The organism is Rugamonas brunnea (assembly GCF_014042345.1).
GTDB classification, from domain to species: domain Bacteria; phylum Pseudomonadota; class Gammaproteobacteria; order Burkholderiales; family Burkholderiaceae_D; genus Rugamonas; species Rugamonas brunnea.
The window spans coordinates 34,589-61,314 of the sequence record NZ_JACEZT010000023.1 but is presented as its reverse complement, the minus strand read 5'-3'; the positions used below and the strand labels follow the sequence as shown (position 1 = coordinate 61,314).

The window sequence follows — 26,726 nt, the reverse complement described above, 5'->3', positions numbered from 1 at the left end:
CGCCTTGCGCGGCGCTGCTGCTGCCGGCGCCGGCGATGGCCATGGCGGCAGCCTGGGCCGTCGCGGCCGAGGCGCCGGCCGTGGAGGCGGCCACGATGGCGGCGGCCACCGGCAGGTTGCCGCCCACGGCGGCGGCCGTGGTGCCGATGGCCGTGGCCAGTTGCTGCACGGCGCCCAGCGCCACCAGCGTGGCGATGGCGTCCACGCCGTTCAGGCCCATGCGCAGCAGCGACACTTCATTGCCCCACAGCTTCCAAGTCGAGGTGGACGACTTCATCTTGTCCATCCACCACTGGCGCTGGGTGGTGCCCAGCATGCCGACGATGCTCAGCGGGTCGGCGCCGATCTGGGTGCCGCCGGCCATCTTCTGCGCTTCCACGCTGTTGAACACATCCTCTGGCACCAGGTAACGGGCGCCGATGCTGCCCACGGCCACGCCGGTGGCCGGGTTGATGGCCGCTTCCGGGATCACGTGGTCGGCGCGGTACAGGCGTTCGTCCGTCATCACCAGTTGCATCAGCTTGCCGAACTGGAAGTCGCGGTAGATCTTGATGTTCTGGAAGCTGGTCGAGGCCGTGTCCAGGCTCACATCGGCCGGCATGTATTCGAACCAGGCCTGGTTGGCGTTGCGGCGGCGGGCCGGCTGGTGCAGGTCGCTGCCGTCGGCGTTGAACGTGCCTTCGTAGGTTTCCGCATCCTGCCAGCAGTCGTCCGAGAACTCATGGTCGTCCCAGATGGCGATGAAGGCGAAGCGCTCATGCAGCGCCTGCAAGCGGGTGTCGGTGCGGTACTTCTTGTACAGGTAGCGGTAGTCGGCCAGCGTGGTGGCGTACTTGGCGCCCGAGGTGCCGCTCTTGTAGGCGCCGTCGGGCAGCACCAGCTGGTCGTGGCGGGTTTCCACGGCGCCGACCTGGAAGGCCTCGCCCACGGTCTCGTAGATGTAGTCGCCAAGGTGGACGATGAAGTCCAGGTTCTCGGTGGCCATGTTGCTCATGGCGCCCCAGTGGTTGATGCTCCAGTCCTGGCAGGTCATGTAGGCGAACTGCAGCTGACTGACGTCGGCGTCGGCTGCCGGCGCGGTCTTGAAACGGCCCACGTTGGAGCGCACGTCGCCGGCCACGAACTGGTAGAAATAGGTGGTGCCGGCCGTCAGGCCCGTGACCTTGTGGCGCACCGTGTTGTCGAACTGGGCTTGCAGGGGCAGTTGGGTGTCCACTACCAGCGCACCGGCCAGCGCCGCGTTGCTGCCCAGCAGGGAACTGTTGTCGGTGGCGGTGACCACCAGGCGGATGCTCACATCGTTGCCGGACGGGGCGGCGGCCACGCTGTCGGCGCCGGCAGGCAGGGCGCGCGTCCACAACATGATGCTGTCGGGACGGGGATCGCCCGAGGCGACGCTTTGCGGGAAGGTCCAGCCGGCGCCCGTGGCGGCCGGCAGGTTGGCCGCGGCCGGGGAGCTGCTGCCGCCGCAACCGACCAGACCGGTGCTGGCCACGGAAACGGTGATGAAGCCGCTGAATTTGAGAAACTGCCTTCTGTCCATATGTCCCCTCTTGTTCAAATAGTACCGGAAATTAAAATCGTAGCATGGCCGCGTGACAAGATGCCTACAAGAAACCGAGCAGGCACTCTATTTTAGCAACATTACAATACCGCTACGTCAAGGCGACCGGCCGGGGCGGTCTGGCGGGACGGCGGTATGCTAAAATGTCGCCCTCACGGACTCACCGCCTAAGGAAGACTGAACATGGCTGGACATAGCAAATGGGCCAATATCAAACACAAAAAAGCCGCGACGGACGCTAAGCGCGGCAAAATCTGGACCCGACTGATCAAGGAAATCACGGTCGCCGCGCGCATGGGCGGCGGCGACGCCAACGCCAACCCGCGCCTGCGCCTGGCTATCGACAAGGCGGCCGACGCCAACATGCCCAAGGATAACGTGGCGCGCGCGATCAGCCGCGGCACCGGCGGCGATGACGGCGCCAACTACGAGGAAGTGCGCTACGAGGGCTATGGCATCGGCGGCGCCGCCATCATCGTCGACTGCATGACCGACAACCGCGTGCGCACCGTGGCCGAAGTCCGCCACGCCTTCAACAAATACGGCGGCAACATGGGCACGGAGAATTCGGTGTCCTTCATGTTCAAGCACTGCGGCCAGTTCCTGTTCGCACCCGGCACCAACGAGGACGCGCTGATGGAAGTGGCGCTGGAAGCGGGCGCCGAGGACGTGGTGGCCGACGAGGAAGGCGGTTTCGAGGTGCTGTGCGCGCCGAACGACTTCGCCGCCGTCAAGGACGCGCTGGAAGCGGCCGGTTTCAAGGCCGAAGTGGCCGAGATCATCATGAAGCCGGCCACCGAAACCGTGTTCACCGGCGACGACGCCGTCAAGATGCAAAAACTGCTGGACGCCCTGGAGAACCTGGACGACGTGCAGGAAGTCTATTCCAACGCCCTGATCGAAGACTGAGCCTTCGTCCCGGCAGCAATTCCCCCACGGCGGCCACCTGGCCGCCGTTTTCCGCTCTTACATGGATAGAACGATGAAAATTTTGGTAGTCGGCTCCGGCGGCCGCGAACACGCGCTGGCATGGAAATTGGCGCAATCGGAACGCATCCAGATGGTGTACGTGGCCCCCGGCAACGGCGGCACCGCGCGCGACCCGCGCTTGGTCAACGTCAACATCACGGACCTGCATGAACTGGCCAATTTCGTCGAGCAGGAACACATCGGCCTGACCGTGGTGGGACCGGAAACCCCGCTGGCCGGCGGCATCGTCAACCTGTTCCGCGCGCGCGGCCTGAAGATCTTCGGCCCCACCAAGGAAGCGGCGCAACTCGAATCGTCGAAGGACTTCGCCAAGGCCTTCATGCACCGCCACGGCATCCCCACGGCGCGCTACCAGACCTTCTCGGAAGTGGCCCCAGCCCACGCCTACATCGACGCGATGGGCGCGCCCATCGTCATCAAGGCTGACGGCCTGGCCGCCGGCAAGGGCGTGGTGGTCGCCATGACGCTGGAAGAAGCGCACCAGGCGGTGGACGACATGCTGGCCGACAACCGCTTCGGCGACGCCGGCGCGCGCATCGTGATCGAGGAATTCCTGGCCGGCGAAGAAGCGAGCTTCATCGTCATGTGCGACGGCAAGAATGTGCTGCCGCTGGCCACCAGCCAGGACCACAAGCGCCTGAAGGACAACGACGAAGGCCCGAACACGGGCGGCATGGGCGCCTACTCGCCGGCCCCGATCGTGACCCCGGCCCTGCATGCGCGCGTGATGCGCGAGATCATCAACCCGACCATCGCCGGCATGGCCAAGGATGGCATCCAGTTCACCGGCTTCCTGTACGCCGGCCTGATGATCGACGCGGCCGGCAATCCGCGCACGCTGGAATTCAACTGCCGCATGGGCGACCCGGAAACGCAACCGATCATGGCGCGCCTGAAGACCGACCTGCTGGGCGTGATGGAACACGCCGTCAACGGCACGCTGGACGCTGTGGAACTGGAATGGGACCGCCGCACGGCCGTGGGCGTGGTGCTGGCCGCCGCCGGCTATCCGGACGCCCCGCTCAAGGGCGCCGTGATCGACGGCATCCCGGCCGAGACGCCGGAAGCCGTGACCTTCCACGCCGGCACGGCCGCCGTGGACGGCCAGTTGCTGGTCACGGGCGGCCGCGTGCTGTGCGTGGTGGGCCTGGGCGACAGCATCAAGATGGCGCAGAAACAAGCCTACGACACGGTGGACCACATCCACTTCGACGGCATGCAGTGCCGCCGCGACATCGGCTGGCGCGGCCTGAAGCACTAAGCCGCCGCGCTCCCCGAAAACCGGGGTCAGGTCTTGAAATTGCGCAATTTGCGCGATTTCAAGACCTGACCCCGGTTCTTTTTGCTACAATCCCCCCTTGATTTTTTTCCCCGCACCGCGCCATGTCGCTTTCCCCCAACCCTGAAGCCGTCAAGGCTTACCTGCTCGATCTGCAAGACCGCATCGTGCAGGCGCTCGAAACGCTGGACGGCTCGCCGTTCCGGCGCGACGCCTGGGACCGCCCCGAGGGCGGCAGCGGCATCACGCGCGTGATCGAGGAAGGCCACGTGTTCGAACGGGGCGGCTGCAACTTCTCGCACGTGAAGGGCGCGAAACTGCCGCCGTCGGCCTCGGCCCACCGTCCGGACCTGGGCGGCCAGCCTTGGGAGGCGATGGGCGTCTCGCTGGTGCTGCACCCGCGCAATCCGTACGCGCCCACCGTGCACATGAACGTGCGCTTCTTCGCCACCAGCGCGGCCGATGGCACGCCTGTCTGGTGGTTCGGCGGCGGCATGGACCTGACGCCCTACTACGGTGTCCAGGAAGACGCGCGCCACTTCCACCAGACCTGCTTCGACGCGCTGGCGCCGTTCGGCGACGACCTGCATCCGCGCTTCAAGCAGTGGTGCGACGAGTATTTCTACCTTAAGCACCGGCGCGAGGCGCGCGGCGTGGGCGGTATCTTCTTCGACGACGTCAACGCGGGCGGCTTCGAACACTGCTTCGCCATGACGCGCAGCGTGGGCGACGCTTTCCTGAAGGCCTACCTGCCGGTGCTGGAGCGGCGCAAGGACCAGCCTTACGGCGAGCGCGAACGCGATTTCCAGGCTTACCGGCGCGGGCGCTACGTGGAATTCAACCTGGTGTTCGACCGTGGCACGCTGTTCGGCCTGCAGTCGGGCGCCGGCCGCACGGAATCGATGATGATGTCGATGCCGCCGGTGGCCAAGTGGCGCTACGACTGGCAACCGGAAGCGGGCACGCCGGAAGCGGCGCTGTATACGGACTTCCTGCCGCCACGGGACTGGCTGACGACGTGACGCGCCGTATCGCACTGCTGGGAGGCAGTTTCGATCCGGTCCACGTCGGTCATGTCGCGCTTGGCGCCCATTTCACCCACTTGCTGCAATCGGACCAGCTGCGCGTGATCCCGGCCGGCAGCCCGTGGCAGAAATCCACGCTGCAGGCCACGCCCCGCCAGCGGGCCGAGATGGTGCAGCTGGCTTTCGCGGACCAGCCGTTCCCGCTGCTGGTGGATTTGCAGGAAATCGAACGCAGCGAACAGGGGCAGCAGACCTACACCATCGACACGCTGCGCAGCCTGCGCCAGGAACTGGGGCCGCAAGCATCGATCGCGTTCCTGATGGGAGCCGACCAGTTGCAGAACTTCGGCACCTGGCGCGACTGGCGGCACTTGTTCGACTATGCCCACTTCTGCGTGGCGGCCCGCCCCGGCTTCGCGCTCGACAGCCTGGCGCCGGAAGTGGCGGCGGAATTCACGCGCCGGCTGGGCAGCCCTGAACACATCCGCAACACCCCGCACGGTCTGACGTATCTGGCACAGGACTTTGCGGTCGATATCTCCGCCACCCAGATACGTGCGGCATTACAACGGGGGGAGCAGGCAAATTCGCTTATCTCCCCGCGAGTGCTAGACTATATTGAACAACATAATTTATACAAAAGCTAAATGGACATCAAAAAACTGCAATCCCTCGTCGTTGACGCCCTCGAAGACGTCAAGGCCCAAGACATCGTCCTGTTCGACACCACCCACCTGACCAGCCTGTTCGACCGCATCGCCATCGCCTCCGGTACCTCCAACCGGCAGACCAAGGCGCTGGCCGCGTCCGTGCGCGACAAGGTCAAGGACGCCGGCGGCGACGTCTACGGCATGGAAGGCGAGGACACCGGCGAATGGGTGCTGGTGGACCTGGGCGACATGATCGTCCACATCATGCAGGCCCCGATCCGCGCCTACTACCGCCTGGAAGAAATCTGGGGCGACAAGCCGGTCAAGCTGGGCGCCGCCAAGCGCGCCAAGAAGACCGACGCCGACGCGGCGCCGAAGAAAACCAGCGGCCACCTGGCTGCCTCCAAAGCCGCCGTGGAAGCCACGCCAGTGGTAGAGAAGAAGGCCCCGGCCAAGAAAGCCGCTGCCAAGCCAGCCGCCGAGAAGAAGCCGGCCGCCAAGAAGGTCGCCGCCCCGGCAGGTAAAGTGGTGAAAGTGGCCAAGTCCAAGACCGCCACCGCCGCCGCCGCCGAACTGAAGAAGCTGCCACCGAAGCCGAAAGCCCCGAAAGCGGCCGCCGACAAGGAAGCCCCGGCCAAGACCGTGATCAAGCGCATCAAGAAAGTGGCCGAGTAAGGGCTGATGCAACTGATCATCGCGGCCGTCGGCCACAAGATGCCGGCCTGGATCGAGACCGGCTACGCTGAATACGCCAAGCGCATGCCGCCGGAACTGCGCATCGTGCTCAAGGAAATCAAGCCGGTCGAGCGTTCCGGCAGCAAGACGGCCGCCACCGCCATGGCGCTCGAACGCGAGCGCATCGAGGCGGTGCTGCCCAAGTCGGTGCGCATCATCGCGCTCGACGAGCGCGGCAAGGACCTGACCTCCGTGGGCCTGGCCAAGCAGCTGGAAACCTGGCAGCAGGACGGACGCGACACGGCCTTCCTGATCGGCGGCGCGGACGGCCTCGATCCCGAACTGAAGGCCCGCGCCGAAGGCCTGATCCGCATCTCCAGCATGACCCTGCCGCACGGCATGGTGCGCGTGATGCTGGCCGAGCAGCTGTACCGGGCCTGGTCCATCACGCAGAACCACCCTTACCATCGGGTCTGACCTCACTATAATTAAAAAATGAAACCGGTCGACAAGAAGATCTACCTCGCCTCCAAAAGCCCGCGCCGGCGCGAACTGCTGCGCCAGATCGGGATCGACTTCGAATTGCTGCTGCTGCGCAGCGACGGCCCGCGCGGCGCCGACGTGACCGAGGACGTGCTGCCGGGCGAGGCGCCAGCCGTCTACGTGGCCCGCGTGGCGCGCGAGAAGGCGGCCTTCGCCTACACCCTGCAGTTCCGCCGCCACCTGACGCCGCGCGCCGTGCTCAGCGCCGACACCACCGTCACCATCGACGGCGAGATCCTTGGCAAGCCGGCCAATCCCAACGAAGCGAAAGCCATGCTGCGCCGGCTGTCGGGACGCACCCACCAGGTGCTGACCTCGGTGGCCGTGCACCACGCCGACTTCACCGGCCAGGTGACGCAAGTGTCGGACGTGCGCTTCTGCCCCCTGAGCGAGGCGGCCATCGACGCCTATTGCGCCACCCAGGAGCCGTACGACAAGGCCGGCGGCTACGGCATCCAGGGCCTGGCGGCCCAGTTCATCGAGCACATCGAAGGCAGCCATTCCGGCATCATGGGCCTGCCCCTGTTCGAAACGGCCCAGCTGCTGCGCCAGGCCGGCCTGCCGCTGCCCTGACAGTGCCCGGGGCCTGCCCCTGGTTTTGCTGTCGCGTCACTGCCATGTTGCAATGATGGCTAACCGTGTATGATCGCCATGCGCGCCCATCAACCACCAACAAGCAAGTGACCGACGCATGAATGAAGACATCCTGATCAACATCACCCCGCAGGAGACGCGGGTTGCCCTCATCGTCCAGGGCGCCGTGCAGGAACTGCACATCGAGCGCACGCTCACGCGCGGCCTGGCCGGCAACGTCTATTCGGGCAAGGTGGTGCGCGTGCTGCCCGGCATGCAGTCAGCCTTCATCGACATCGGCCTCGAACGCGCCGCCTTCCTGCACGTGGCCGACATCTGGGAAGCCCGTCCGCACGACGGCCAGAACGCCGCCCCCACCCCGATCGAAAAAATCCTGTTCGACGGCCAGGTGCTGACGGTGCAGGTGATCAAGGACCCGATCGGCACCAAGGGCGCCCGCCTGTCGACCCAGATCTCGATCGCCGGGCGCATGCTGGTCTACCTGCCGCAGGACTCGCACATCGGCATCTCGCAGAAGATCGAAAAGGAAGCCGACCGCGAAGCGCTGCGCGCGCGCCTGCAAGGCTTGCTGCCGGCCGACGAGAAAGGCGGCTACATCGTGCGCACCCAGGCCGAGGAAGCAACCGACGCCGACATCGCGGCCGACGTCGAATACCTGCGCAAGACCTGGGCCGCCATCACCAACGGCGCCCGCACCAAACCCGCCACCACGCTGCTGCACCAGGACCTGAGCCTGGCCCAGCGCGTGCTGCGCGACTTCGTGCACGAGGAGACGGCCACCATCCAGGTCGACTCGCGCGAGAACTACATCGCCCTGTCCGCGTTCGCCCAGACCTACACCCCCAGCGTGCTGCCACGGCTGCAGCACTACACGGGCGAGCGCCCGCTGTTCGACCTGTACGGCGTGGAGGAGGAAATCCTGCGCGCGCTGGGCCGGCGCGTGGACCTCAAGTCGGGCGGCTACCTGATCGTCGACCAGACCGAGGCCATGACCACCATCGACGTCAACACCGGCGGCTTCGTGGGCGGGCGCAATTTCGCCGACACCATCTTCAAGACCAACCTGGAGGCGGCGCACGCCATCGCGCGCCAGCTGCGGCTGCGCAACCTGGGCGGCATCATCATCCTCGACTTCATCGACATGGAGAACAACGAGCACCGCAACGCCGTGCTGGCCGAATTGAAGAAGACCCTGTCGCGCGACCGCACCAAGGTTTCCGTGTCCGGCTTCTCGGCGCTGGGGCTGGTGGAGATGACGCGCAAGCGCACCCGCGAGTCGCTGGCCCACATCCTGTGCGAACCGTGCCCCGCGTGCGCGGGAAAAGGCCAGGTCAAAACGTCGCGCACCATCTGCTACGAGATCCTGCGCGAACTGCTGCGCGAAGCCAAGCAGTTCAACCCGCGCGAATTCCGCATCCTCGCCTCGCAGGAAGTGGTGGACCTGTTCCTGGAAGAAGAATCGCAACACCTGGCCATGCTGGGCGACTTCATCGGCAAGAAAATCTCGCTGCAGGTGGAATCGGCCTACCACCAGGAACAGTACGACGTGATCCTGATGTAACGCCCCTCCCCGGCGCGGGGGGACGGCGGCGCCCGGCCGCCCCCCTCCTCCTCCGCCCCTCCGCCTGCTGCACCGCAGCAGAAGAATATGCTCATCCGCATCAGAAATGAATTGATCTCCATCACGTTTCATGGAAAAATGAATTCATCAAATCCATCGAAATAACCAAATAAATTATTTCGCAATAATTCGGCACCTCCACCCCGTGTCTGGGACGGTCATGCGACTTTCCCACCTATGCAGCCCTCGCGACTGAGGGGCACCATCACCAACCGATTGACGACATCCGCGACCCGCTTGCGGCGCCCGGCATCGACCGTGGGCGCGGCCAAGGGCTGGCTTTGAGCCGGCGTGCGCGGCTGCTTCTTTGATACTGACAAGGGGAATAAAGTGAGGAAACTTTCCATGCGGGCCCAGCTTACACTCTCGTTCGGCGGCCTGGCCGGGCTGATCATCGTCATCGCGGTCATTTCCATCACCAGCTTCCTGCATCAATTCGAGAATTTCGAGCGTTATGTGAACGGCATCCGGGCCCGCTCCGAAGCGGCCCACCTGGTGCGCGAGGCAGTGGACCTGCGCGCAATCGCGGCCCGCAACCTGGTTCTCGTCACCACCCCGGCCGAGCGCGACGCCGAGACCCGGATCGTCAACCAGGCCCAGGCCGACGTCACGGCCAACCTGCGCCGGCTCAAGGAACTGGCGCAAGCCCCGTCCGTACCGGCCAATGTGCGCGCCCTGATCGACAAGATCGCCACTATCGAAAAAGCCTACGAGCCGGTCGCGCTGTCCATCGTGGAGCTGGCCCTGCACGACAAGAAGGAAGAGGCGATCGTCAAAATGAACGAGCAATGCCGGCCCCTGCTGGCATCGCTGATCGCCGCCTCGCGCGAATATGGCGATGTGACGACGGCGCGTTCCGCCGCCATGATCGCCGAAGCGGAGCGGGACTACGCGCGGGTGCGCAACCTGCTGGTGGCCGCCAGCCTGATCGCCGTGGCCCTGGCCGTCGTGGCCGGCGCCGTGATTTCGCGCCGCCTGCTGAAGGCGCTGGGCGCCGAACCGGCCGATCTGTGCGACGCCGTGAGCCGCGTCGCCGGCGGCGACCTGACCGGCGCGCTGCAGGTGCGGGCCGGCGACACCGGCAGCGTGCTGGCGGCGGTCCACCGCATGCAGTCGTCGCTGTCCGAGGTGGTCTCGTCCGTGCGCCGCGATTCCGACACGGTGTCGACTGCCGCCACGGAAATCTCCTCCGGCAACAACGACCTGTCGACCCGGACCGAGCAGCAGGCCAGCTCGCTCCAGGAGACGGCCTCGTCGATGGAACAGCTGACGGCCACGGTGCGTCAGAACGCCGACAATGCGCAGCAGGCCAACGCGCTGGCCGTCGCCGCCTCGGACATCGCCGCCCGCGGCGGCGCGGTGGTCGGCCAGGTGGTCGGCACCATGGATTCCATCTCGGCCGCGTCGCGCCAGATCGTCGACATCATCAGCGTCATCGAGGGCATCGCCTTCCAGACCAATATCCTGGCCCTGAACGCGGCCGTCGAGGCGGCTCGCGCCGGCGACCAGGGTCGCGGCTTCGCCGTGGTCGCGACCGAGGTGCGCAACCTGGCCCAGCGCAGCGCCGGCGCGGCCAAGGAAATCAAGATCCTGATCGACAACTCGGTCGAACGGGTCGACCTGGGCGCCAGGCTGGCCATCGATGCCGGCGCCACCATGACCGAAGTGGTGGACAGCGTGCGCCGGGTGACGGACATGATCGCCGACATCATGAGCGCCAGCCAGGAACAGTCGGACGGAATCGAGCAGGTCAACCTGGCGATCGGCCAGATGGACAACGTCACCCAGCAGAACGCCTCGCTGGTGGAGGAAGCGGCGGCCGCCGCCGAATCGCTGCGCCATCAGGCCAGCAACCTGGTGCGCACGGTCAGCGCCTTCAAAATCCATGGCGACGGCGGACACCACGCTGCACCGGCGCTGGTGCGTGCCTTCGGCGCCCCGGTCAGACAGCTCGCGGCAGCCATCCCCACCCCGGCGCGGCGCGCCAGCGCCGCCACCGCAGGCTGGGAGGAGTTCTAAGGCGGCGGCCCCGCGCGCGCGGCGGTTGGGCCCAGGCGGCCCCATCGCCGGCGACGCAGCGCGCCCGTTGGCAGGTAGAATCGCGTAAGCCCGCGCGTGCCACGCAAGCGGGCCTGCCGATCAACGACTGCCCACTGCCATCCCATGAGTGCTAAAGACGTCAGCCACGCCAACCTGCTCCCCTGGAACCAGTACCAGGACAAACCGCCGACCGAGGCACTCAAGACCATCTACGACCATGCCAACGCCACCTGCGCCACGATACGCGGCTGGTACTGGTCCAGCATCGCCGTCAAGCGCCGCATCTCGTGGTGGGTACGCGGCGCCACGTTTCTGCTGCTGATCGTCGGCTCGCTGCTGCCGGTGGCCGCCGGCTTCAGCGACGCCAGCACGCTGCGCCTGCTATGCACCCAAAGCGGTGTGGTGGCGCTGGCCCTGGCCGGCCTGCTGCAAGGGGCCGACCGCATTTTCGGCTGGTCCAGCGGCTGGCTGCGCTACATCACCACCGTGGTCGCCATCGAGAACCGCAGCCGCCGCTTCGAACTGGAATGGGCCGGCTACCTGCTGACCCGCCACGGCGCGCTGGACGACACCGACGTGCGCACCCTGTTCGAACTGGCCCGCCAGTACGAGGACGACACGGTGCGCCTGCAGGCGGAGGAAACCAGCCAGTGGGCGGCCGAATTCAGCACCAGCATGACGGCGCTGGGCGAAGCGATCCGGGCCCAGCGCGACGCCGGCGACAAGGCGCTGGACGCGGTGCGGGTCTCGGTCACGGCCAGCCGCGCCAGCGGCGCCATCGAGCTGGCCCTGAGTCACAAGGATGGCCAGGTGCAGACGGTCGACATCGGCCTCGACGACGACGCGCCGCAGCCGTTCACGGGCACCATCTGGTCGTGCGTCAACGTGGCGCCGGGCCAGCACCGGCTGCGCCTGGCCACGCGCGGCACGCCGCCCCTGTCGCTCGACAAGGCCGTCAGCGTGCGGCCCGACGCCATCACCACCGTCGAAATGACGCTGGTCTGAAAACAAAAAAAACGGGGTCAGGTCATGCCTTCGCGCATTATGCGCGGCGGCATGACCTGACCCCGGTTTGTGGCGCTGGCGGTGCTTACTTGGCGGCTTTGCGGCGCGCCACGAAGGCGACCAGGCCCAGGCCGGCCAGCAGCATGCCGTAGGTTTCCGGTTCCGGCACGGCCGAGGTCAGCGAGACCTTGTCGATCGAGGTGCCATAGCTGTCGCTGGTGCCGACGGCGACGAAGCTGAGCTTGGTGCCGCCCTTGTTGCCCACGACGTCGATGGACTTGACGGTCCATTCCTTGGCGTTGTTGAACACGCCCAGGTTCTGGCTGCCCCAGAATACCTGCACGCCCTGCGACGACGACGGCACACCGGCGCGGTCTTCGAACGCGAAGCTCAGCGTGTAGTGCTTGCCGGCCACGTCGTTCACTTCCTGCCACATGGAGCTGTTGGCGGTGGTGTCCAGTTCCACGAAATTCTTGCCGTCAAAAGCGGTGCCGGCCACGTTATCGCGCAGCTCGATGCCCGTCTTGTTGGCACCGTGCCAGCCGATCAGGTTGTTGTAGATGCCCCAGGTGCCCGACGCTTGCAGGTTCTGCTCGAAGCTGCCGTTGGAGATCAGCTCGGTGGCGGCGTGGCTGCTGCCTGCGGCGAAGATGGCGGCGGCGGCGAACGACTTGAGAACGGTGGCAAATTTCATGTGGTTTTTCCTGTCTGTTTATCTATCGTAAGTTATTGTTAATTATTGTTTCCTAAAAGACAGTGCAATTATATCGATTGCAAGTATTTTTACCACCCAAATCTGCAAAACCGAAGAAACCCTCTAATTTGCGCGCGCGCACCGCAACGGCGGCAAAGGGAGTAAGCTGGCCATATTGTCCATTCCGCGCACAGGCCGTCATGGCACCCTTTTCCGCCGTCCCGGACGGCGCCTACAGCGAAGGACGGCTGTACGCGCGGCCCCACCCACCTTCGGCCGCGCCCACCATCGCGCCCGGCCTGCACACGCTGGTCTTCCCCAACGGCCGTGAAACCCTGTTCTATGCGCCGGCCCATGCCGACCCGCGCGGGGCGCCGCTGCTGTTGCTGCTGCATGGCGCGGCCCGGCGCGACGGCGGCGCCGAGGCCACCGCCCTCGGCCACGCCATGCTGCACGGCGCCTTCCTGCTGGCGCCGCGCGCGCTGGGCACGTCCTGGGATCTGCTGCGGGGCGGCTTCGGCCCCGACCTGTCGTTCATCGATCTGCTCCTGAGCTGGACCATGCAGCATTACGCCATCGCGCCCGGCGCGCTGGCCATCGCCGGCTTTTCCGATGGCGCTTCCTATGCGTTGTCGGTGGGGCTGGCCAACGGCGACCTGTTTGGCGACATCCTCGCCTTCTCGCCCGGTTTTTCCCGGCCGCTGCGCATCATGGGCCGGCCGCGCGTGTTCATCGCCCATGGCGCGGCCGACGCCGTGCTGCCGGTGCAGCGCGGACAGGAGATCGCGCGCCACCTGTCGGCCGATGGCTACGCGGTGGAATTCCAGCAGTTCGAAGGGCCCCACCTGGTGCCGGCCGAGGTGGCCATGGGCGCCCTCGGCCGGCTCGGCGGCGCCGGGGTTACGGCATCAGGGTCTTGAAGTCGTTCCCCAGCCGGCCCGCATAGACGGTGGCGTCGTGGTACAGCACCAGCATGTCGTCGCCGGCGCGGTGCTCGAACAGGAAGCTGCGCAGCAATTGCAGGTCGGCCGCATCGAGCGTGCCCAGGAAGTTGGTGTTAAACAGCAGCACTTCCTTGTAGTAGCGGGCGAACCAGCCCACCGCCGGCGGCCCGTAGGAATCGGAGATAATCACCAGGCGCTGGCGCTGGCCGCGCGGATTGGTGACGCGGATCGCCTCGCGCAGCTTCTCCACCACCGGCCGCAGCGGCCCGTCGAAACAGGTGGCGCCATAGCACAGCTCCAGACCGGACTTTTGCCAGTCCAGCGTCTCCACGTCGCTTTCGAGCTTGAGGCCATGGAACAGATGCGAGATGTCCGATGGCTGGCGTTCCACCTTGCTCACGTAAGGCGTCGCCTGCTGCGGCGTGGCGCCCCAGAACTGCTGGACGGTCCATGCCGACACCAGCCGCGGCCCGGCGCCGGCCCAGTGGAAATAGGTGCTGGGGAACAGCGGTTCGCGCGCGTTGGCTTCGCGCATGGCGGCCAGCGGATAGGACAGCTGGCGCCGCACCTCGGGCGCCAGCGGCCCGGCCAGCACCTGCGACATCGGCGTGACCGAATCGCGGCACATGCCATACAGCCAGCGCGGCAACTGCTCCATGTTCACCACGGGCGAGGTGGGCACCACCAGCAGCTTGGCGTCCAGCCCGCGCGCGCGGGTCTGGACCACGAACTGGTCGATCTGCTGCGCCAGCATCGGCGCCTGGGTAGCCTGGTAACCGCACACGGACAGGATGCCGCTGTAGGGCGGCGCTTCGGCCTGGAACGCGGCCGTGAAGATGCGGCCGTGGCGGCCGGCGATCACCTGGTGGGTGGGGAACTGGCGCCACAAGGCGTAATCGAGTTTGGTGTGCAGCGCCACCAGCCGCGCGCGCAAGCCGAAATGGTCGTTGGCCCAGGCGTCAAACGCGCCCGTGTAGTGCAGCGCGGCGGCCGGGCTGTCGGGCGCCGACGGGAAGGGCGCCAGGTGGCGGTTCTCGCCCTCGTCATGCTTCGAGGGCAGCACCAGCAGCGCTGGCGCGGCCAGCAACGCGACGAGCAGGATCTTGGCCAGGCGCGCCCTGGCGCGCGGTTCGCGGTGTGACATCATCAGAAACGGAAATAGATAAAGGGATTGTAGGTGCCGGCCGCCAGGCTGGCGCTGCACAGGATGAACGCGCCCAGCACCAGCGCCAGCCGGGCCGGCTGCTGCCAGCGCGGCATCGGCATCGGCGCCGGCGCGGCGCCGGTGGCGTCGGCGGTGGTCGCGGCGGCCGGGCGGCGCCACAGCGCCAGCGCGGCGCCGATGGCCAGCGCCGTCCACTGCGGCGCGGCGATCGACAGGTGCCAGTCATGGGGCAAGGCGCCGCCGTCGCTGGGCACGAACATGATGCGCAGCAGGTGCAGCGCCGTGGGCACGTCGGCGGCGCGGAAGAACACCCAGCCCAGCATCACCACCAGCAGCGTGTAGGCCTGGGCCAGCACGCGCGGCAAGCGCCGCAGGGCCGCATCCAGGCCGGCGCGCTCCACCATCAGCAGGCCGCCATGCCAGGCGCCCCACACGATGAAGGTCCAGGCCGCGCCGTGCCACAGGCCGCACAGCAGGAACACCAGGCCCAGGTTGAGATAGGTGCGCAGCGCGCCGGCCCGGTTGCCACCCAGCGGGATGTACAGGTAGTCGCGGAACCAGCTCGACAGGCTGATGTGCCAGCGGCGCCAGAATTCCGTCAGCGACAGCGCGCTGTAGGGCCGGTCGAAATTGGGCGGGTAGCTAAAGCCGATCATGTGGCCGATGCCGATCGCCATGTTGGAATAACCGGCGAAGTCATACAGGATCTGGATGCTGTAGCAGGCCACGGCGATCCACGCGCCGGCGCTGCTCAGGTGTTCAGGGCCGGCGCCGAACAGGCTGTCGGCCGGCAGCGCCACGGCGTTGGCGATCAACACCTTCTGCGCCAGGCCCACCATGAACTGCTGCAGGCCGCGCCAGATGCGGGCCGCGTCCACCTCGCGGTGCTCGACTTCGCCGGCGATCTGCTGGTAGCGCACGATGGGGCCGGCGATCAGTTGCGGGAACATGGCCTTGTACATGGCGAAGTTCCAGAAGCTCTTTTGCGCGTCGACCTGGCCGCGGTATACGTCCACCAGGTAGGACACGCCCTGGAACACGAAGAACGAGATCCCCAGCGGCAGCGCGATGCCGGGCAGCGCCAGCGGATGGGTCAGCACCAGGTTGAGGATCTCGGTCAGGAAGTTGGCGTACTTGCAGTAGGCCAGCACGGCCAGGTTCAGGCCCACGCCCACCGTCAGCACGGCCATGGCGCGCTTCCCCGCGCGCGCGATGGCCAGCCCGAACACGTAGTTGAGCAGGGCCGAGGCCATCAGCAGCGGCACGAAGCGCGGCTCGCCCCAGGCGTAGAACAGCAGGCTGGCGGCCAGCAGCACGCCGTTTTTCCAGGGCAGCAGGTAGTACAGGCACAGGAAGGCGGGCAGAAAGTAGAACAGAAAGGAAACGGAACTGAACACCATGGCGGAGGACTTTACCTGACTAAAAGAGACGATATTCTAACGGCGCGTCAGCGCGCCGGGGCCAGCATCGGTTGCAGTTTTTGCCACGCCATGGCCGGCGCCAGCTTGCGCATGCAGTCCTGGTGGCCGAGCGGGCATTCGCGCTGGCGGCACGGCGCGCAATCGAGCCGCAGCGACAGCGAGGCGGCCAGGTCGGAGAACGGCGGCGCGTGGTCGGGATCGGTGGGGCCGTACAGGGCCAGCACGGGCCGGTTCAGGGCCGAGGCGATATGCAGCAAGCCCGAATCGTTGGCCACCACGGCCGCCGCGTGCGCGATCAGGGCCACGGCTTCGGCCAGGCTGGTGGCGCCGGCCAGGTTGACGATGGCGTCGTTGCCGCCGGCCGCCGCGCGCACGGCGTCGCACACTTCGCGGTCCTTGGGGGAGCCGAGCAAGGCGATCTGCGCCCGCGGATGGGCGGCCAGCACGGCCTCGGCCAGGCTGGCGAAATGCTCGGCCGGCCAGCGCTTGGCGCCGCCGAATTCGGCGCCCGGCGCGAACGCCAGCAGCGGCCGCGCCGGGTCCAGCCCCGCGCGCGCGCAGGCGGCCGCGATCTGCTCCGCGCTGGCGCGCAGCGCCGGCCGTGGCAGGGCCGCGCGCCAGGCCGGCCCCTGCACCGTCTGCGGCGCCTCGGCCAGCGCCGCGTAGAACGCCACCATGGGACGCGGCGGCAGCTCGTCGTGGTGCATCACGTTGATCAGGCCATAGCGGCTCTCGCCCTTGTAGCCGACCCGGCGCGCGATGCCGGCCAGCCACGGCAGCAGCGCGTACTTGAGCGTGTTGGGCAGCACGTAGGCATCGACGTAGCCGCGCCGGCGCAGCGCGCGCGCGTACTTCCACCGTTCGCGCAGTTGCAGCGCGCCGTGCCGGAACGGCGTTTCCAGCACCTCGTCCACCTCGGCCATCTGGCGCCACACGGGCGAGACGGACGGCGGTGCCAGCACGTCGATGGGGCGCTCCGGATGGGCCGCGCGCAGCCGTTGCAGCAGTGGCTGGGCCATGACGGCGTCGCCGATCCAGTTGGGCGAAATGACGAGAGTGCGCGAGGGCGCGGCTGAGCTCATGCGGCTTCCTTCAGTAAAAAATCGGGCGTCAGGCGGTGCGCGCGGGACGCAAGGCCTGATCGTACACGGCCAGGGTCTGGCTGGCGCAACGCTGCCAGCTATAGCGGGCCGCCACCGCGCGCCCGGCCGCCACCAGAGCGGCGGCGCGCGCCGGGTCCTGCACCACGTCGAGGATGGCCTGCGCCATCGCGGCCGTGTCGCGCGGCGGGAAATAGTGGGCGCCGTCGCCGTAGATCTCGGGCAGGCAACTGGCGTCGCTGGCCACCACGGGCGCGCCGTGCACCATCGCTTCCAGCCCCGGCAGGCCGAAGCCCTCGCTCAGGCTGGGGAACACGTAGGCCGCCGTGTGCTCGTACAGCCAGCGCAACTGGCCCTCGCTGACGTAGCCGGTGAACACCACGCCGTCGCCCAGGCCGCGCGCGCGCGCATAGGCCTGCAAGCCGTCCATCAGCACGTCGCCGCTGCCGGCGATCGCCAGCCGGAGCGCCGGCAGCCGCGCGCGCGCCAGCGCATAGGCGTCGATCAGCGCGTGCAGGTTCTTGTGCGGCTGCGGCCGGCCCACGTACATGATGAAGGGCGCGCCGGCCAGCGCGGCCACCGGCTCGGGCGCGGCGGCGATGGCGTCGGCCGCAAGGTAGGTGGTGGTAACCTTGTCCAGCCCCATGTGGGCGAACGCCTGCAGGTCGTGCTTGACGTAGTCCGACAGCGTGATCAGGCGCCGCGAACGGGCCGCCACGCGCCGCACCAGGCCGCGGTAGATCGCTTGCTTGACGCCGAACACGAGCCGGTTCTTGGCCGGGTTGACGAAGCGCGCCGTGGTCAGGTCCATGATGGAGGTGACCACGGCGCCCCGGTACAGCAACGGTTGCTGGGCCATGGGAAAGTGCACCAGGTCGGGCCGCAGCCGGGTCAGCTGGCGCGCCAGACCCAGTTGCTCGCCGAAGCTGAATTCGCGGTACGGGCAGGCGACAGTGGCGAAGCGCGGGTGGCTGGGACGCCAGCCCGCCATGTCCTTGGGCTTGAGCAGCACCACGTAGCGGTATGGCGCGTCCGCGCGCTGCAGGTAGTGCAGCAGCCGCTCCACGTAGCGGCCGGTGGTGGTGCGCAGCTCGCGCGCGTCGATCGCGATCAGCGGCAGTGCCGGCGCGTTCACGCGGCGCCCTCCCCGCACCAGGCCAGCAGTTCGCGCTCCACCTGGGCCGGCGTGATGGCGGCCATGCAGCGGCAGCTGGCCGGGTCGGCGCAGGCGGCGCAGGCCTGCTCCACGCTCAGCGAGCGGGCCTGCGCGCCCAGCGCGCCCCAGCGCGTGGCGTCGATCGGCTTCAGCGGCGGGAACAGGCCCAGCGTGGGGCGGCCCAGCGCGGCGGCCATGTGCAGCGGCCCCGTCCCGCTGGCCAGCAAGCCCGTGCTCACGCCGATCAGCGCGCACAGGCCGGCCAGGTCGAAGCGGCCGCACAGGTCGCGCACATTGGGCAGGGCCAGCAGCTCCGGCGCCTGCAGCGCCAATTGCGCCCCTTCGGCCGCGCTGCCCGTCACCCACAGCACGATGTCGGCGCGCGCCTGCAGCCGGCGCGCCAGTTCCGTGTAGTGCGACAGCGGCCATTCGCGCCCGTTGCCGTTGGACTTGGGGTGCAGGATGATGCAATGGGGCGCCTCGGCGCGCAGCGCGTCGCAATCGGGCTGGCGCGGCGCCGTCAGGCCGTACAGGGGCGGCAGTTCGGCCAGCGGCGGGCGCGGGTCCAGGCCCAGCGGGCGCAGCAGCGAAAAGTTCAGCTGCGCCTCGTGCAGCGCCGAACGGGCGCGGCTGAAATGGGCCAGCCGGTTGCAGCTGAACCAGTGATACCAGCGGTGGCTGGTGCCGACCCGGTTGCGCACCCCGGCCCGCTTGGCCGCGCGCGCCAGGCGGCGGTCGGGGAAGGCGAAGATCACCGTGTCGATGCCGGCGCCGGCGAAGAACTGCTGGCGGTCGCCCAGCGAGTCGAGCTCGATCACCCGGTCCACGTGGCTGCAGTGGCGCACCAGCGGCGCGGCATAGGCGCGGCACAGGAAGTCGATGCGCACGGCGGGGAAACGCTGCTTGAGGTAACCGGCCAGCGGCAACGTCAGGGCGACGTCGCCAATATTGTCAGTGCGGCAAATCAGGATATGGTCGAAGGGCGGACGCATGCAAACCTAAGTAAGAGTGAAGGCCCGTCACGGGCGCGCGGGGATGGCGCGGCCGCCGCCATCGAGGCAGAACGCGGCCAGCATGCACACCATCACACCGTAGAAAACCTTGGGCATCATCAGCCAGAACATCACGTCCGTCAAACCGAAGCCGATGAAGCACACCACCAGCGTCACGCCGGCCAGCGCGGCCGCGCGCCGTTCGGCGCCGGCGCCGGCCTCGCGCAGCACGCCGAGGAACAGGCGCAGGGGCGCGCCGTACATCAGCAGCAGGAAGCTGAAATCGAGCACACCGCCGGTGGCCAGCATGTGGATCGCGTCGTTATGGCTGCTGCTGTAGATCAGCGCCGGCGACTGCTGCAGCCGGCCTTGCGTGTGCAGCGCGTTCAGGGCCTGGTGGAACGATTCGCGGCCCACGCCCAGCCACGGGTGCTCGGCAATCATCATCCACGACGCCTTCCACAGCTCCAGCCGGATCCCGACCGAGGTGGTGGCGTCGCCATGGAGCTGGTACAGCCGCACTTCATCGACGGCCTGCGCCACGCGGGCGGCGATGCCGGTGGCCGGCACCATCCAGGCCAGCGCGCACAGGGCCAGCGCCAGCAGCACGCCGACGACGAGGCGGCGGCCATGGACGGCGCTGCCATATTTGAGCAGGGGCACGATGGCCAGCAGCAGGGCCAGCCAGCCGCCGCGCGACCCCGACAGCACCGACGCCGTCAGGCCGCTCACGCAAGCCAGCACGGGCAGCCACGCCAGGCGCGTCTGGCGCAGCGACGACAGTGCGCACAGCGACAGCATGCCCATGGCCACGGCCAGGTCGCCGAAGGTGATGGCGTGGTGGGTAAAACCTTCCACCCGGTCCGTGCCCCAGGCCAGCCACTGGGCCACGGCCACCACGCCGGCCGCCACGCTGCCCAGGCACAGGCCCAGCCAGAACCAGCGGATCGGCGGCCGGTAGCCGGCCACGAACAGGAAACAGGTCAGGCTCAACAGCAGGCGGAACGGGCCGTCCAGCGTGTGCAGGCGCTGCTGGTAGATCACGAGCCGGGCCAGCGACAGCAGGAAATAGCCGCCGAAGGCCAGCACCACGGGGCCGAACGCGCGGCCATGTTCGGCCCACAGCGCGGCCAGGCGCGCGCGCCCCATCCAGCCCAGGCCCAGCACCATGAGCAACTGGCTCAGCCCCATGCCGTCGCGCGTGCTCAGCACCAGCGCCGGCAGCATGAACACCAGCAGGCTGGCGTACATGGCGGCGGGGTCGTTCCTGACACGTTCGGCGATCGTTATACTCATGGGTGTGGCGGCAACAGCGGGCCCGCTGTTGTTGTAAAAAACAGTATTATAAGGGATCGCCGCCCCGCCGTAGCCCGCTCATCCGCTAGCGGACGCCGCCCCGGCCAGGTTGGGCCATGGCGCCGTTTGGGGTACTATGCGTACTCTGCTGTGCCGGCAATCCGCCCCGGCGGCGTGCACTCTCCTCTTTGATCGTATGTCCCAGCCCTTTACCATTTCCATCGTCGTCTCCACCTACAACCGGCCCGACGCCCTGGCCGCCGTGCTGCAAGCGTGCTTCGCGCAGGACGACCGCCACTATGAAATCATCGTCGCCGACGATGGTTCCACGGCCAGCACGGCCCAGCGCATCGCCGAGCTGCAGCCCTACGCGCCCGTGCCGCTGCGCCATGTGTGGCAGGAAGACCTGGGCTTCCGGCTGGCCCGGGTGCGCAACCTGGGCATCCAGGACGCGCGCGGCGACTACCTGATTTTCCTCGACGGCGACTGCGTGCCGCAGCCCGATTTCGTCAGCCAGCACCGCAAGCTGGCCCAGCGCGGCTACATGGTCTCGGGCAGCCGCATCCTGCTCAGCGAGCAGCTGACGGCGCGCGTGCTGGCCGGCCAAGTGGACGTCAACCGGCTCACGCTGGCCGACAAACTGCGGCTGCGGGCCGGCGGCCACCTTAACAAAATCTTACAATTATTAGCGCGCTGGCCCGACGTGGGCCGCGCCCGCCGCCAGTTCAGCTGGCGGCGCATCAAGGGCTGCAACCTGGCCATGTGGCGCAGCGACCTCGAACGCATCAACGGCTTTGACGAAAGCTTCCGCGGCTGGGGTTACGAGGATTCGGACATCGTGGTGCGCCTGTTCAACGCCGGCGTGATGCGCAAGGATGGCGCCTTCGCCACCGAAGTGCTGCACCTGTGGCATCCCGAAAGCAAGCGCGACCAGGCCAGCAGCAACCGTGAACTGGTGGTGCGCCGCATCGCCGACAAGACCGTCCGCGCCGCCCAGGGATTGCAGGCGTGAGCCATACCAGCATCAGCATCGTCATGGCCGCCTACAACGCGGCCCCCTTCATCAGCGACACCCTGGAGCGCATTGCCGGCCAGATGACGGCCGCGCATGAACTGATCGTGGTCGACGACGGCTCGCGCGACGACACGGCCGGGCAGGTGCGGGCCATCCAGGCCCGCCATCCGGCGCTGCGCATCGTGCTGCACCAGCAAGCCAACACCGGCATCGCGGGCGCCCGCAACGCCGGCCTGGCGCTGGCCGGCGGCCAGTACCTGGCCTTCATCGACAGCGACGACCGGCTGCGCCCCGGCGCGCTGGCCGCCCTCGACGCCGTGATCGCGCGCGAACAGCCGGACGTGATCAGCACCGCGTTCCGCTTCTGGCACCCGGACGCGCCGCACAAGGACCGCGACGTGCAGCTCAGCTACCCGGCGGGCCGGCGCATCGAAGGGCAGGACGCGATCCTGGTCCCATTCTTCAACGACCGCCACACCTACCTGTGGAACAATGTCTGTAAGCGCGAGGTGTACGCGCGGCTGCCGCAGCCGCCCTTCCCCACCGGCCGCCTGTTCGAGGACCTGTCCGTGGTGCCGCTGCTGCTGGCGCACTGCCGCAGCATGGTGTACCTGCCGTTCGTGCTGCTCGACTACCGCCAGCACCCGGCCAGTATCACCAAGGCCGTCAGCGCGCGCTGGTGCGAGGACGTGGTGACGGCGCTGGCCAGCGCGCGCGCGCCGCTGGCGCAAACGGGCATCAGCGCGGCCGTGCAGCAGCGTTTCGATGCGACCGTCTGCGACTTCTACGTCAGCACCGTCAAATGCAGCTACCAGTTGCCGGGGGGCGAAGGCAAGGCCGTGCGGGCACGCCTGCGCGCGATCTTCCTGTCCAGCCTGTTCACCCCGGTGGAGCAACTGCGGGCCAGCCTGAGCGCCCCCGGCGCCAGCAAGGCCGACCGCCGCAACGCCCGCCAGCTGGGTCAAATATTGCGTGGCGCCTGGCTGTTCCACCTGCGCCAGACAGCCAGCCGCCAGTTCAAGCTATGGCGCCGCGCCCGCAACAAACGCAAACCGGGGTCAGGTCATACCGTCGCGCAAGATGCGTAATGGCATGACCTGACCCCGGTTCAGCTTTCGCCCTGCGACAGGCTGATCCGCACCAGGTCGGCCACGTTGTCCACCCCCAGCTTGGCCATCAGGCGTGCCTTGTGCACTTCCACCGTGCGCACGCTGATGCCGAGCGCCGGGCCGATGTCGCGGTTGTGCTGGCCCATCACCACCAGCCGCATCACTTCGCGCTCGCGCGGCGTCAGTTCGCGCAGCAGGTCGGCGCCGCGCGCCCGCAATTGCTGGGCGCCGCGCTGGACCCGCTCGCGCGCAAACCCTTCCTCGATGGCGGCCACCAGCTTGGCGTCGTCGAACGGCTTTTCCAGGAAGTCGATGGCATTGGCCTTGAACGCGGCGCGCGCCGAGCCCACGTCGCCATGGCCGGTGGCGATGATGACGGGGATGGTGCAGCCGCGCGTATTCAGTTCCTGCTGCAACGCCAGCCCATCCATGCCGGACATGCGGATATCGATCAGCAAACAGCCGGCCCAGTCCGGCCGCCACGCCTGCAGGAACGCTTCGCCGCTGGCGAACACGGCGGTACGGTAGCCGCGCACGCCCAGCAGCAGGCCCAGCGCGTCGCGCACGGCCGGGTCGTCGTCGACGATGAAAACAGTCAGATTATGTGGCAAGTTGTTCTCCAGCTGCCGCCATGGGCAGATCGAATCGGAAGATGCCGTGCCCGCCGACTTCGGCCCACAGGCTGCCGCCGTGGGCTTCGACGATGGCGCGGCTCAAGACTAGGCCCAGCCCCAGGCCGCTGGCCTTGGATGAGGCGAACGGCTCGAACAGGCGCGCGGCCAGCGCTTCGGATACGCCCGAGCCGCTATCCTCCACGCTCAGGCGCAGCCGCCCGTCCGGCGTGGGCGCGGCCGTCACGCTGACGCGGCGCGCGCCGGCCGGCTGGGCCAGCACGGCGTCGCTGGCGTTGTCGAGCAGGTTGCGCAGCACCAGTTCCACCTGCAGGCGGTCGGCCCGCAGCGTCAAGGCCGGGTCCACGTCCACCGTCAGCACGATGCCATGCTGGCGGAACGGCAGCTGGAACTGGGCCGCGATGCCCTGCACCAAGGCGGCCGCCGACACGGTCTCGAAACGCATGGCGCCGGTGCGGAAAAAATCGCGCAGGCGCCGCACCACGTCGGCCGCCCGCCCCGCCTCGACCAACATGCGGCCGATGGCGTCGCGCAGCAAGGCCTCGTTCTCGCCCCGCTCCAGCAAATGCTCGCAAGCCTTGCAGTAGGCCGACAGGGCCGTGAGCGGCTGGTTCAGTTCATGGGCCAGCGCGGCCGCCATCTCGCCGGCGGCGGCCAGCCGCAACGACTGGCGCAAATCGGCCGCCACCTTGCGCAGCTCATCGACCACGATGCCGATGAAGAAACCGACCAGCGCCAGCATCGCGTCCAGCATCTGCAATTCATAGACGGCCAGGTCGCGCGCGCCATGCCATTTCACCAGCGTGATGATACCCGTCTGCAACACGAACACGATCAGCGCCGTGCCATACAGGCCCTGGCGCGAGGCGGCCCAGATCACGGGCAGGAACAGGAAATAGAAATGCTTGAATTCGGAACTGGCGATGGAGCCGAACACGGCGTACAACACCACCATGGCCAGCGCCAGGTAGGCCAGCGTTTCGCCGCGGGCCAGGATGCGCCGCAGCCGGGCCCGCCCTTGGGCGCTGGCCAGCATCCAGATCAGCGGCATCGACACCAGGATGCCCACCGTGTCGCCGATGCCAAAGCGCATCAGCGCCAGCGCCCACTGGGCCGGCGGTACCAGCCCGGCCGCCGACAGCAGCGAGATGTAGCCGATGCCGTTGAACAGGGTGCCGGCCGCCACCACCAGCACCCAGTGGAACAGGCGGCTGCGGTTGTCGAACATGTCGGCGCTGGAGAAATCACGCCGCAGGATGGCGCCCATCAGGCCATAGGCGGCCGTCAGCCACAGTGCGCCGGCCAGCGTGACGAGCGGCCCGGCCGGCATGCCGCGCACCAGCAGTTCGCCGCCGAGCAGGGCCAGGAACAGCGGCAGCGCCGCGGGCCAGCCATAGCGCAGCCAGAACACCAGGCCCAGGGCCGGATCGGGATTCCAGGGCGTGATGTTCAGGCCGTACAAGGGATACAGGTAAGTAGCCCAGTCGAACAGCAGGTAGAGCGCGATGAACGCCGGATAATGCAGGTAGCGGAGCGAAAAATGGCGCATGGAATGGGCTTGTAACGACATGTAGCATTATGCATGGCAATTTGTCAAAACACACTAGGGCAAGCCACTACGTGTTTCCCTTATTCACACACGGAATCGCCGTGCGCAGCCTCTGTAGCCGCAGAGCACCAGGCTGGCGTCGCTTAAGGGAAAACCGTAAGAGCTTTTGCCAATTTACAATATGTTACACGGGGCATATCATATCCGATTCCGTATTCCGTCCAGCCCCTCCCCATGACGATGCAGGCATCCGCCCCGGTGGCGCAGTTAATCACTCTCCGCACGGGGCTGGCCGCCCGCGACGGCGCCTTGTCCTGGCTGCGTGACACGCTCAAGCTCTCGCTGCGGGCCTCGCTGAACCGGCGGACCACGGTGGACTGGCTGGAGCTGCTCAACTCGCATCCGCTGTACCGCGAGCTGGTGCAAATCTACCCGATGATGGTGTACAAGATCTACCGCCCCTACCTCAGCAACGCGCTCAACTGCGCCAGCCGTTTGAAGGCGATCGAGGACCATTACCGCTTCGTGCTGCGGCACGGCCTGGGCCCGCTCACGGTGCGCCTCGCGCGCGCGCCTATGATCCTGGGCCAGGTGGAAGGCAAATCGGGCCGCGCCTACCAACTGGAAATGCACGCCGTGGCGCCGCTGGAGCGCGAAGGCGAATTGATGCTGCGCCTGCTGCAGGATGGCGAGCGGGTGTTTTCCACCTCGTTCGTGTTCTTCCAGGGCGAGCGCGGCATGACGCTGGGCGTCGGCTGCATGCAGGGGCCGCAGGACGACGAAGGCCAGCAGCGCATCAAGGAAGCGACGCGCGACCTGCACGGCCTGCGTCCCAAGAACCTGATCGTCTATTTGCTGCGCCAACTGGGCCACGCCTACGGCTGCGACCAGCTGCGGCTGGTGGGCAACGCCAACCGCACGGCCCGCACGGCGTTGCGCAAGGGTAAGGTGCATGCCGACTACGACGCCCTGTGGCAGGAACTGGACGCCCAGTTGCGTCCGGACGGCGACTACCAGCTGGCCTGCGCGCCGCTGACGGCGCCGGACATGGCCGCCATCCCCTCGAAGAAGCGCTCCGAGTACCGCAAGCGCCACGAAACGCTGGAAGCGCTGGCCGCCATCCTGCAGGCCGGCCTGCAGGCGCCGCGGCTGGCACCGGTGGCCGGTCCGCTGCACGACTTCAGCACGGCCGGCGCCAACGCCGCCCCCGCGCACGATGCAGCGCACGACGACGAGGGCTTGCGCTCGGCGCTGGCCTGAGCCGCGCCACCGCGCCTGTCCCGGCCTGACTGGAAGCTCCACGCGCACCAATTTCCTGTAACATAGGCAAAGGTGGTCGGCCCGGATCGAACTCCCGGTCCATTGGCCGCCTTGCCCAACAAGGAGGAGCGACATGCGCGTGGACATCTATCGCAGAGCTGAACACAACGGCGATTTTTCCTACCTGGCCGTACCCGAAGACAAAGCCATCCCCCAGGAAGCCATCAGCACCGACTGGCAACCGGCCGCCCAGCGGGTGGAAGTGGACGAAGATGGCGCCGACACCCTGCCCCAATACCACATCGCCCATCCGCTGGCGCAAATCCGCGACAAGGGCTATGCCATCACCGGGCTGAACGGCAAAGGATAACAACCGGGGTCAGGTCATACCGTCAAGCAAGATGCGC

25 protein-coding genes are annotated in these 26,726 nt (G+C 67.6%); 15 read left to right on the top strand and 10 right to left on the bottom strand.

Annotated elements, in window-relative coordinates; translation table 11 throughout:
* Positions 1-1,543: alkaline phosphatase D family protein (locus tag H3H37_RS23585; protein ID WP_182167106.1), on the bottom strand; the 1,543-nt coding region annotated here is incomplete at its 3' end.
* Between the two features lie 204 nt (positions 1,544-1,747).
* On the opposite strand from H3H37_RS23585, the gene H3H37_RS23580 reads away from it, so the two are divergent.
* From H3H37_RS23580 to H3H37_RS23535, 10 genes are all read left to right on the top strand, one after another.
* On the top strand, positions 1,748-2,473 hold the full coding sequence (locus H3H37_RS23580; RefSeq protein ID WP_182167104.1) for a YebC/PmpR family DNA-binding transcriptional regulator: 726 nt from the start codon (positions 1,748-1,750) through the stop codon (positions 2,471-2,473).
* 73 nt (positions 2,474-2,546) lie between these two features.
* Positions 2,547-3,815, top strand: a complete 1,269-nt coding sequence (purD, locus tag H3H37_RS23575) for a phosphoribosylamine--glycine ligase (protein WP_182167102.1) — start codon at positions 2,547-2,549, stop codon at positions 3,813-3,815.
* A 122-nt stretch (positions 3,816-3,937) separates the two neighbouring features.
* The gene (gene hemF / locus H3H37_RS23570) at positions 3,938-4,855 is read left to right on the top strand and encodes an oxygen-dependent coproporphyrinogen oxidase (RefSeq protein WP_182167100.1); all 918 of its coding nucleotides are present in this window, start codon (positions 3,938-3,940) and stop codon (positions 4,853-4,855) included.
* Positions 4,852-5,505, top strand: a complete 654-nt coding sequence (locus H3H37_RS23565) for a nicotinate-nucleotide adenylyltransferase (RefSeq protein ID WP_182167098.1) — start codon at positions 4,852-4,854, stop codon at positions 5,503-5,505. Before hemF ends, H3H37_RS23565 begins: the two co-directional genes overlap by 4 nt.
* The gene (gene rsfS / locus H3H37_RS23560; RefSeq protein ID WP_182167096.1) at positions 5,506-6,183 is read left to right on the top strand and encodes a ribosome silencing factor; all 678 of its coding nucleotides are present in this window, start codon (positions 5,506-5,508) and stop codon (positions 6,181-6,183) included.
* Positions 6,184-6,189: 6 nt separating this feature from the next.
* Positions 6,190-6,660, top strand: coding sequence for a 23S rRNA (pseudouridine(1915)-N(3))-methyltransferase RlmH (gene rlmH, locus H3H37_RS23555; protein WP_182167094.1), 471 nt, complete (start codon positions 6,190-6,192; stop codon positions 6,658-6,660).
* 18 nt (positions 6,661-6,678) lie between these two features.
* Positions 6,679-7,299 (top strand): Maf family protein, encoded by a 621-nt coding sequence (locus H3H37_RS23550; protein ID WP_182167092.1) that lies wholly within the window; start codon positions 6,679-6,681, stop codon positions 7,297-7,299.
* A gap of 118 nt (positions 7,300-7,417) precedes the next feature.
* The gene (gene rng, locus H3H37_RS23545) at positions 7,418-8,881 is read left to right on the top strand and encodes a ribonuclease G (RefSeq protein WP_182167090.1); all 1,464 of its coding nucleotides are present in this window, start codon (positions 7,418-7,420) and stop codon (positions 8,879-8,881) included.
* Positions 8,882-9,286: 405 nt separating this feature from the next.
* On the top strand, positions 9,287-10,960 hold the full coding sequence (locus H3H37_RS26180; RefSeq protein ID WP_182167089.1) for a methyl-accepting chemotaxis protein: 1,674 nt from the start codon (positions 9,287-9,289) through the stop codon (positions 10,958-10,960).
* Positions 10,961-11,104: 144 nt separating this feature from the next.
* The gene (locus H3H37_RS23535; RefSeq protein ID WP_182167088.1) at positions 11,105-11,986 is read left to right on the top strand and encodes an SLATT domain-containing protein; all 882 of its coding nucleotides are present in this window, start codon (positions 11,105-11,107) and stop codon (positions 11,984-11,986) included.
* Positions 11,987-12,071: 85 nt separating this feature from the next.
* Here H3H37_RS23535 and H3H37_RS23530 read toward each other — a convergent pair whose 3' ends face one another.
* A complete protein-coding gene (locus H3H37_RS23530; protein ID WP_182167086.1) occupies positions 12,072-12,680 on the bottom strand; it encodes a PEP-CTERM sorting domain-containing protein in 609 nt (202 codons plus the stop codon).
* Between the two features lie 200 nt (positions 12,681-12,880).
* Here H3H37_RS23530 and H3H37_RS23525 point away from each other — a divergent pair, with 200 nt between their 5' ends.
* Complete coding sequence (locus tag H3H37_RS23525) at positions 12,881-13,600, top strand: alpha/beta hydrolase (RefSeq protein ID WP_182167084.1); 720 nt, start codon at positions 12,881-12,883, stop codon at positions 13,598-13,600.
* Here H3H37_RS23525 and H3H37_RS23520 read toward each other — a convergent pair.
* Genes H3H37_RS23520 through H3H37_RS25965 form a run of 6 tightly spaced genes read right to left on the bottom strand, consistent with a single transcriptional unit; the run spans position 13,581 to position 20,754 of the window.
* On the bottom strand, positions 13,581-14,771 hold the full coding sequence (locus H3H37_RS23520) for an alginate O-acetyltransferase AlgX-related protein (protein WP_182167082.1): 1,191 nt from the start codon (positions 14,769-14,771) through the stop codon (positions 13,581-13,583). The genes H3H37_RS23525 and H3H37_RS23520 overlap by 20 nt on opposite strands.
* Positions 14,771-16,189, bottom strand: coding sequence for an MBOAT family O-acyltransferase (locus H3H37_RS23515; protein ID WP_182167080.1), 1,419 nt, complete (start codon positions 16,187-16,189; stop codon positions 14,771-14,773). The genes H3H37_RS23520 and H3H37_RS23515 overlap by 1 nt, the downstream gene beginning before the upstream one ends.
* Positions 16,190-16,236: 47 nt before the next feature.
* A complete protein-coding gene (gene waaF, locus H3H37_RS23510; protein ID WP_182167078.1) occupies positions 16,237-17,292 on the bottom strand; it encodes a lipopolysaccharide heptosyltransferase II in 1,056 nt (351 codons plus the stop codon).
* Positions 17,293-17,320: 28 nt separating this feature from the next.
* Positions 17,321-18,445 carry a glycosyltransferase family 4 protein gene (locus H3H37_RS26175; RefSeq protein ID WP_182167076.1) on the bottom strand — a complete coding sequence of 375 codons (1,125 nt, stop codon included), beginning with the start codon at positions 18,443-18,445 and terminating at the stop codon, positions 17,321-17,323.
* Positions 18,442-19,458 (bottom strand): glycosyltransferase family 9 protein, encoded by a 1,017-nt coding sequence (locus tag H3H37_RS25970; protein WP_229219006.1) that lies wholly within the window; start codon positions 19,456-19,458, stop codon positions 18,442-18,444. Before H3H37_RS25970 ends, H3H37_RS26175 begins: the two co-directional genes overlap by 4 nt.
* Positions 19,459-19,485: 27 nt before the next feature.
* A complete protein-coding gene (locus H3H37_RS25965) occupies positions 19,486-20,754 on the bottom strand; it encodes an O-antigen ligase family protein (protein ID WP_229219005.1) in 1,269 nt (422 codons plus the stop codon).
* A 196-nt stretch (positions 20,755-20,950) separates the two neighbouring features.
* Here H3H37_RS25965 and H3H37_RS23495 point away from each other — a divergent pair, with 196 nt between their 5' ends.
* Both H3H37_RS23495 and H3H37_RS23490 read left to right on the top strand, forming a co-directional pair.
* Complete coding sequence (locus tag H3H37_RS23495) at positions 20,951-21,766, top strand: glycosyltransferase family 2 protein (RefSeq protein WP_182167074.1); 816 nt, start codon at positions 20,951-20,953, stop codon at positions 21,764-21,766.
* The gene (locus tag H3H37_RS23490; RefSeq protein WP_182167072.1) at positions 21,763-22,857 is read left to right on the top strand and encodes a glycosyltransferase family 2 protein; all 1,095 of its coding nucleotides are present in this window, start codon (positions 21,763-21,765) and stop codon (positions 22,855-22,857) included. The genes H3H37_RS23495 and H3H37_RS23490 overlap by 4 nt, the downstream gene beginning before the upstream one ends.
* Before the next feature lie 20 nt (positions 22,858-22,877).
* Here the strand turns inward: H3H37_RS23490 and H3H37_RS23485 are convergent, their stop codons facing one another.
* Positions 22,878-23,489 (bottom strand): response regulator transcription factor, encoded by a 612-nt coding sequence (locus H3H37_RS23485; protein WP_182167070.1) that lies wholly within the window; start codon positions 23,487-23,489, stop codon positions 22,878-22,880.
* A complete protein-coding gene (locus H3H37_RS23480; protein WP_229219004.1) occupies positions 23,479-25,080 on the bottom strand; it encodes a sensor histidine kinase in 1,602 nt (533 codons plus the stop codon). Before H3H37_RS23480 ends, H3H37_RS23485 begins: the two co-directional genes overlap by 11 nt.
* Positions 25,081-25,293: 213 nt before the next feature.
* Here H3H37_RS23480 and H3H37_RS23475 point away from each other — a divergent pair, with 213 nt between their 5' ends.
* Both H3H37_RS23475 and H3H37_RS23470 read left to right on the top strand, forming a co-directional pair.
* Positions 25,294-26,319: a VirK/YbjX family protein gene (locus H3H37_RS23475; protein WP_229219003.1), complete on the top strand. Its 1,026-nt coding sequence runs from the start codon at positions 25,294-25,296 to the stop codon at positions 26,317-26,319.
* Between the two features lie 133 nt (positions 26,320-26,452).
* Positions 26,453-26,689, top strand: a complete 237-nt coding sequence (locus H3H37_RS23470) for a DUF6139 family protein (protein WP_182167068.1) — start codon at positions 26,453-26,455, stop codon at positions 26,687-26,689.
* Positions 26,690-26,726: the final 37 nt, after the last annotated feature.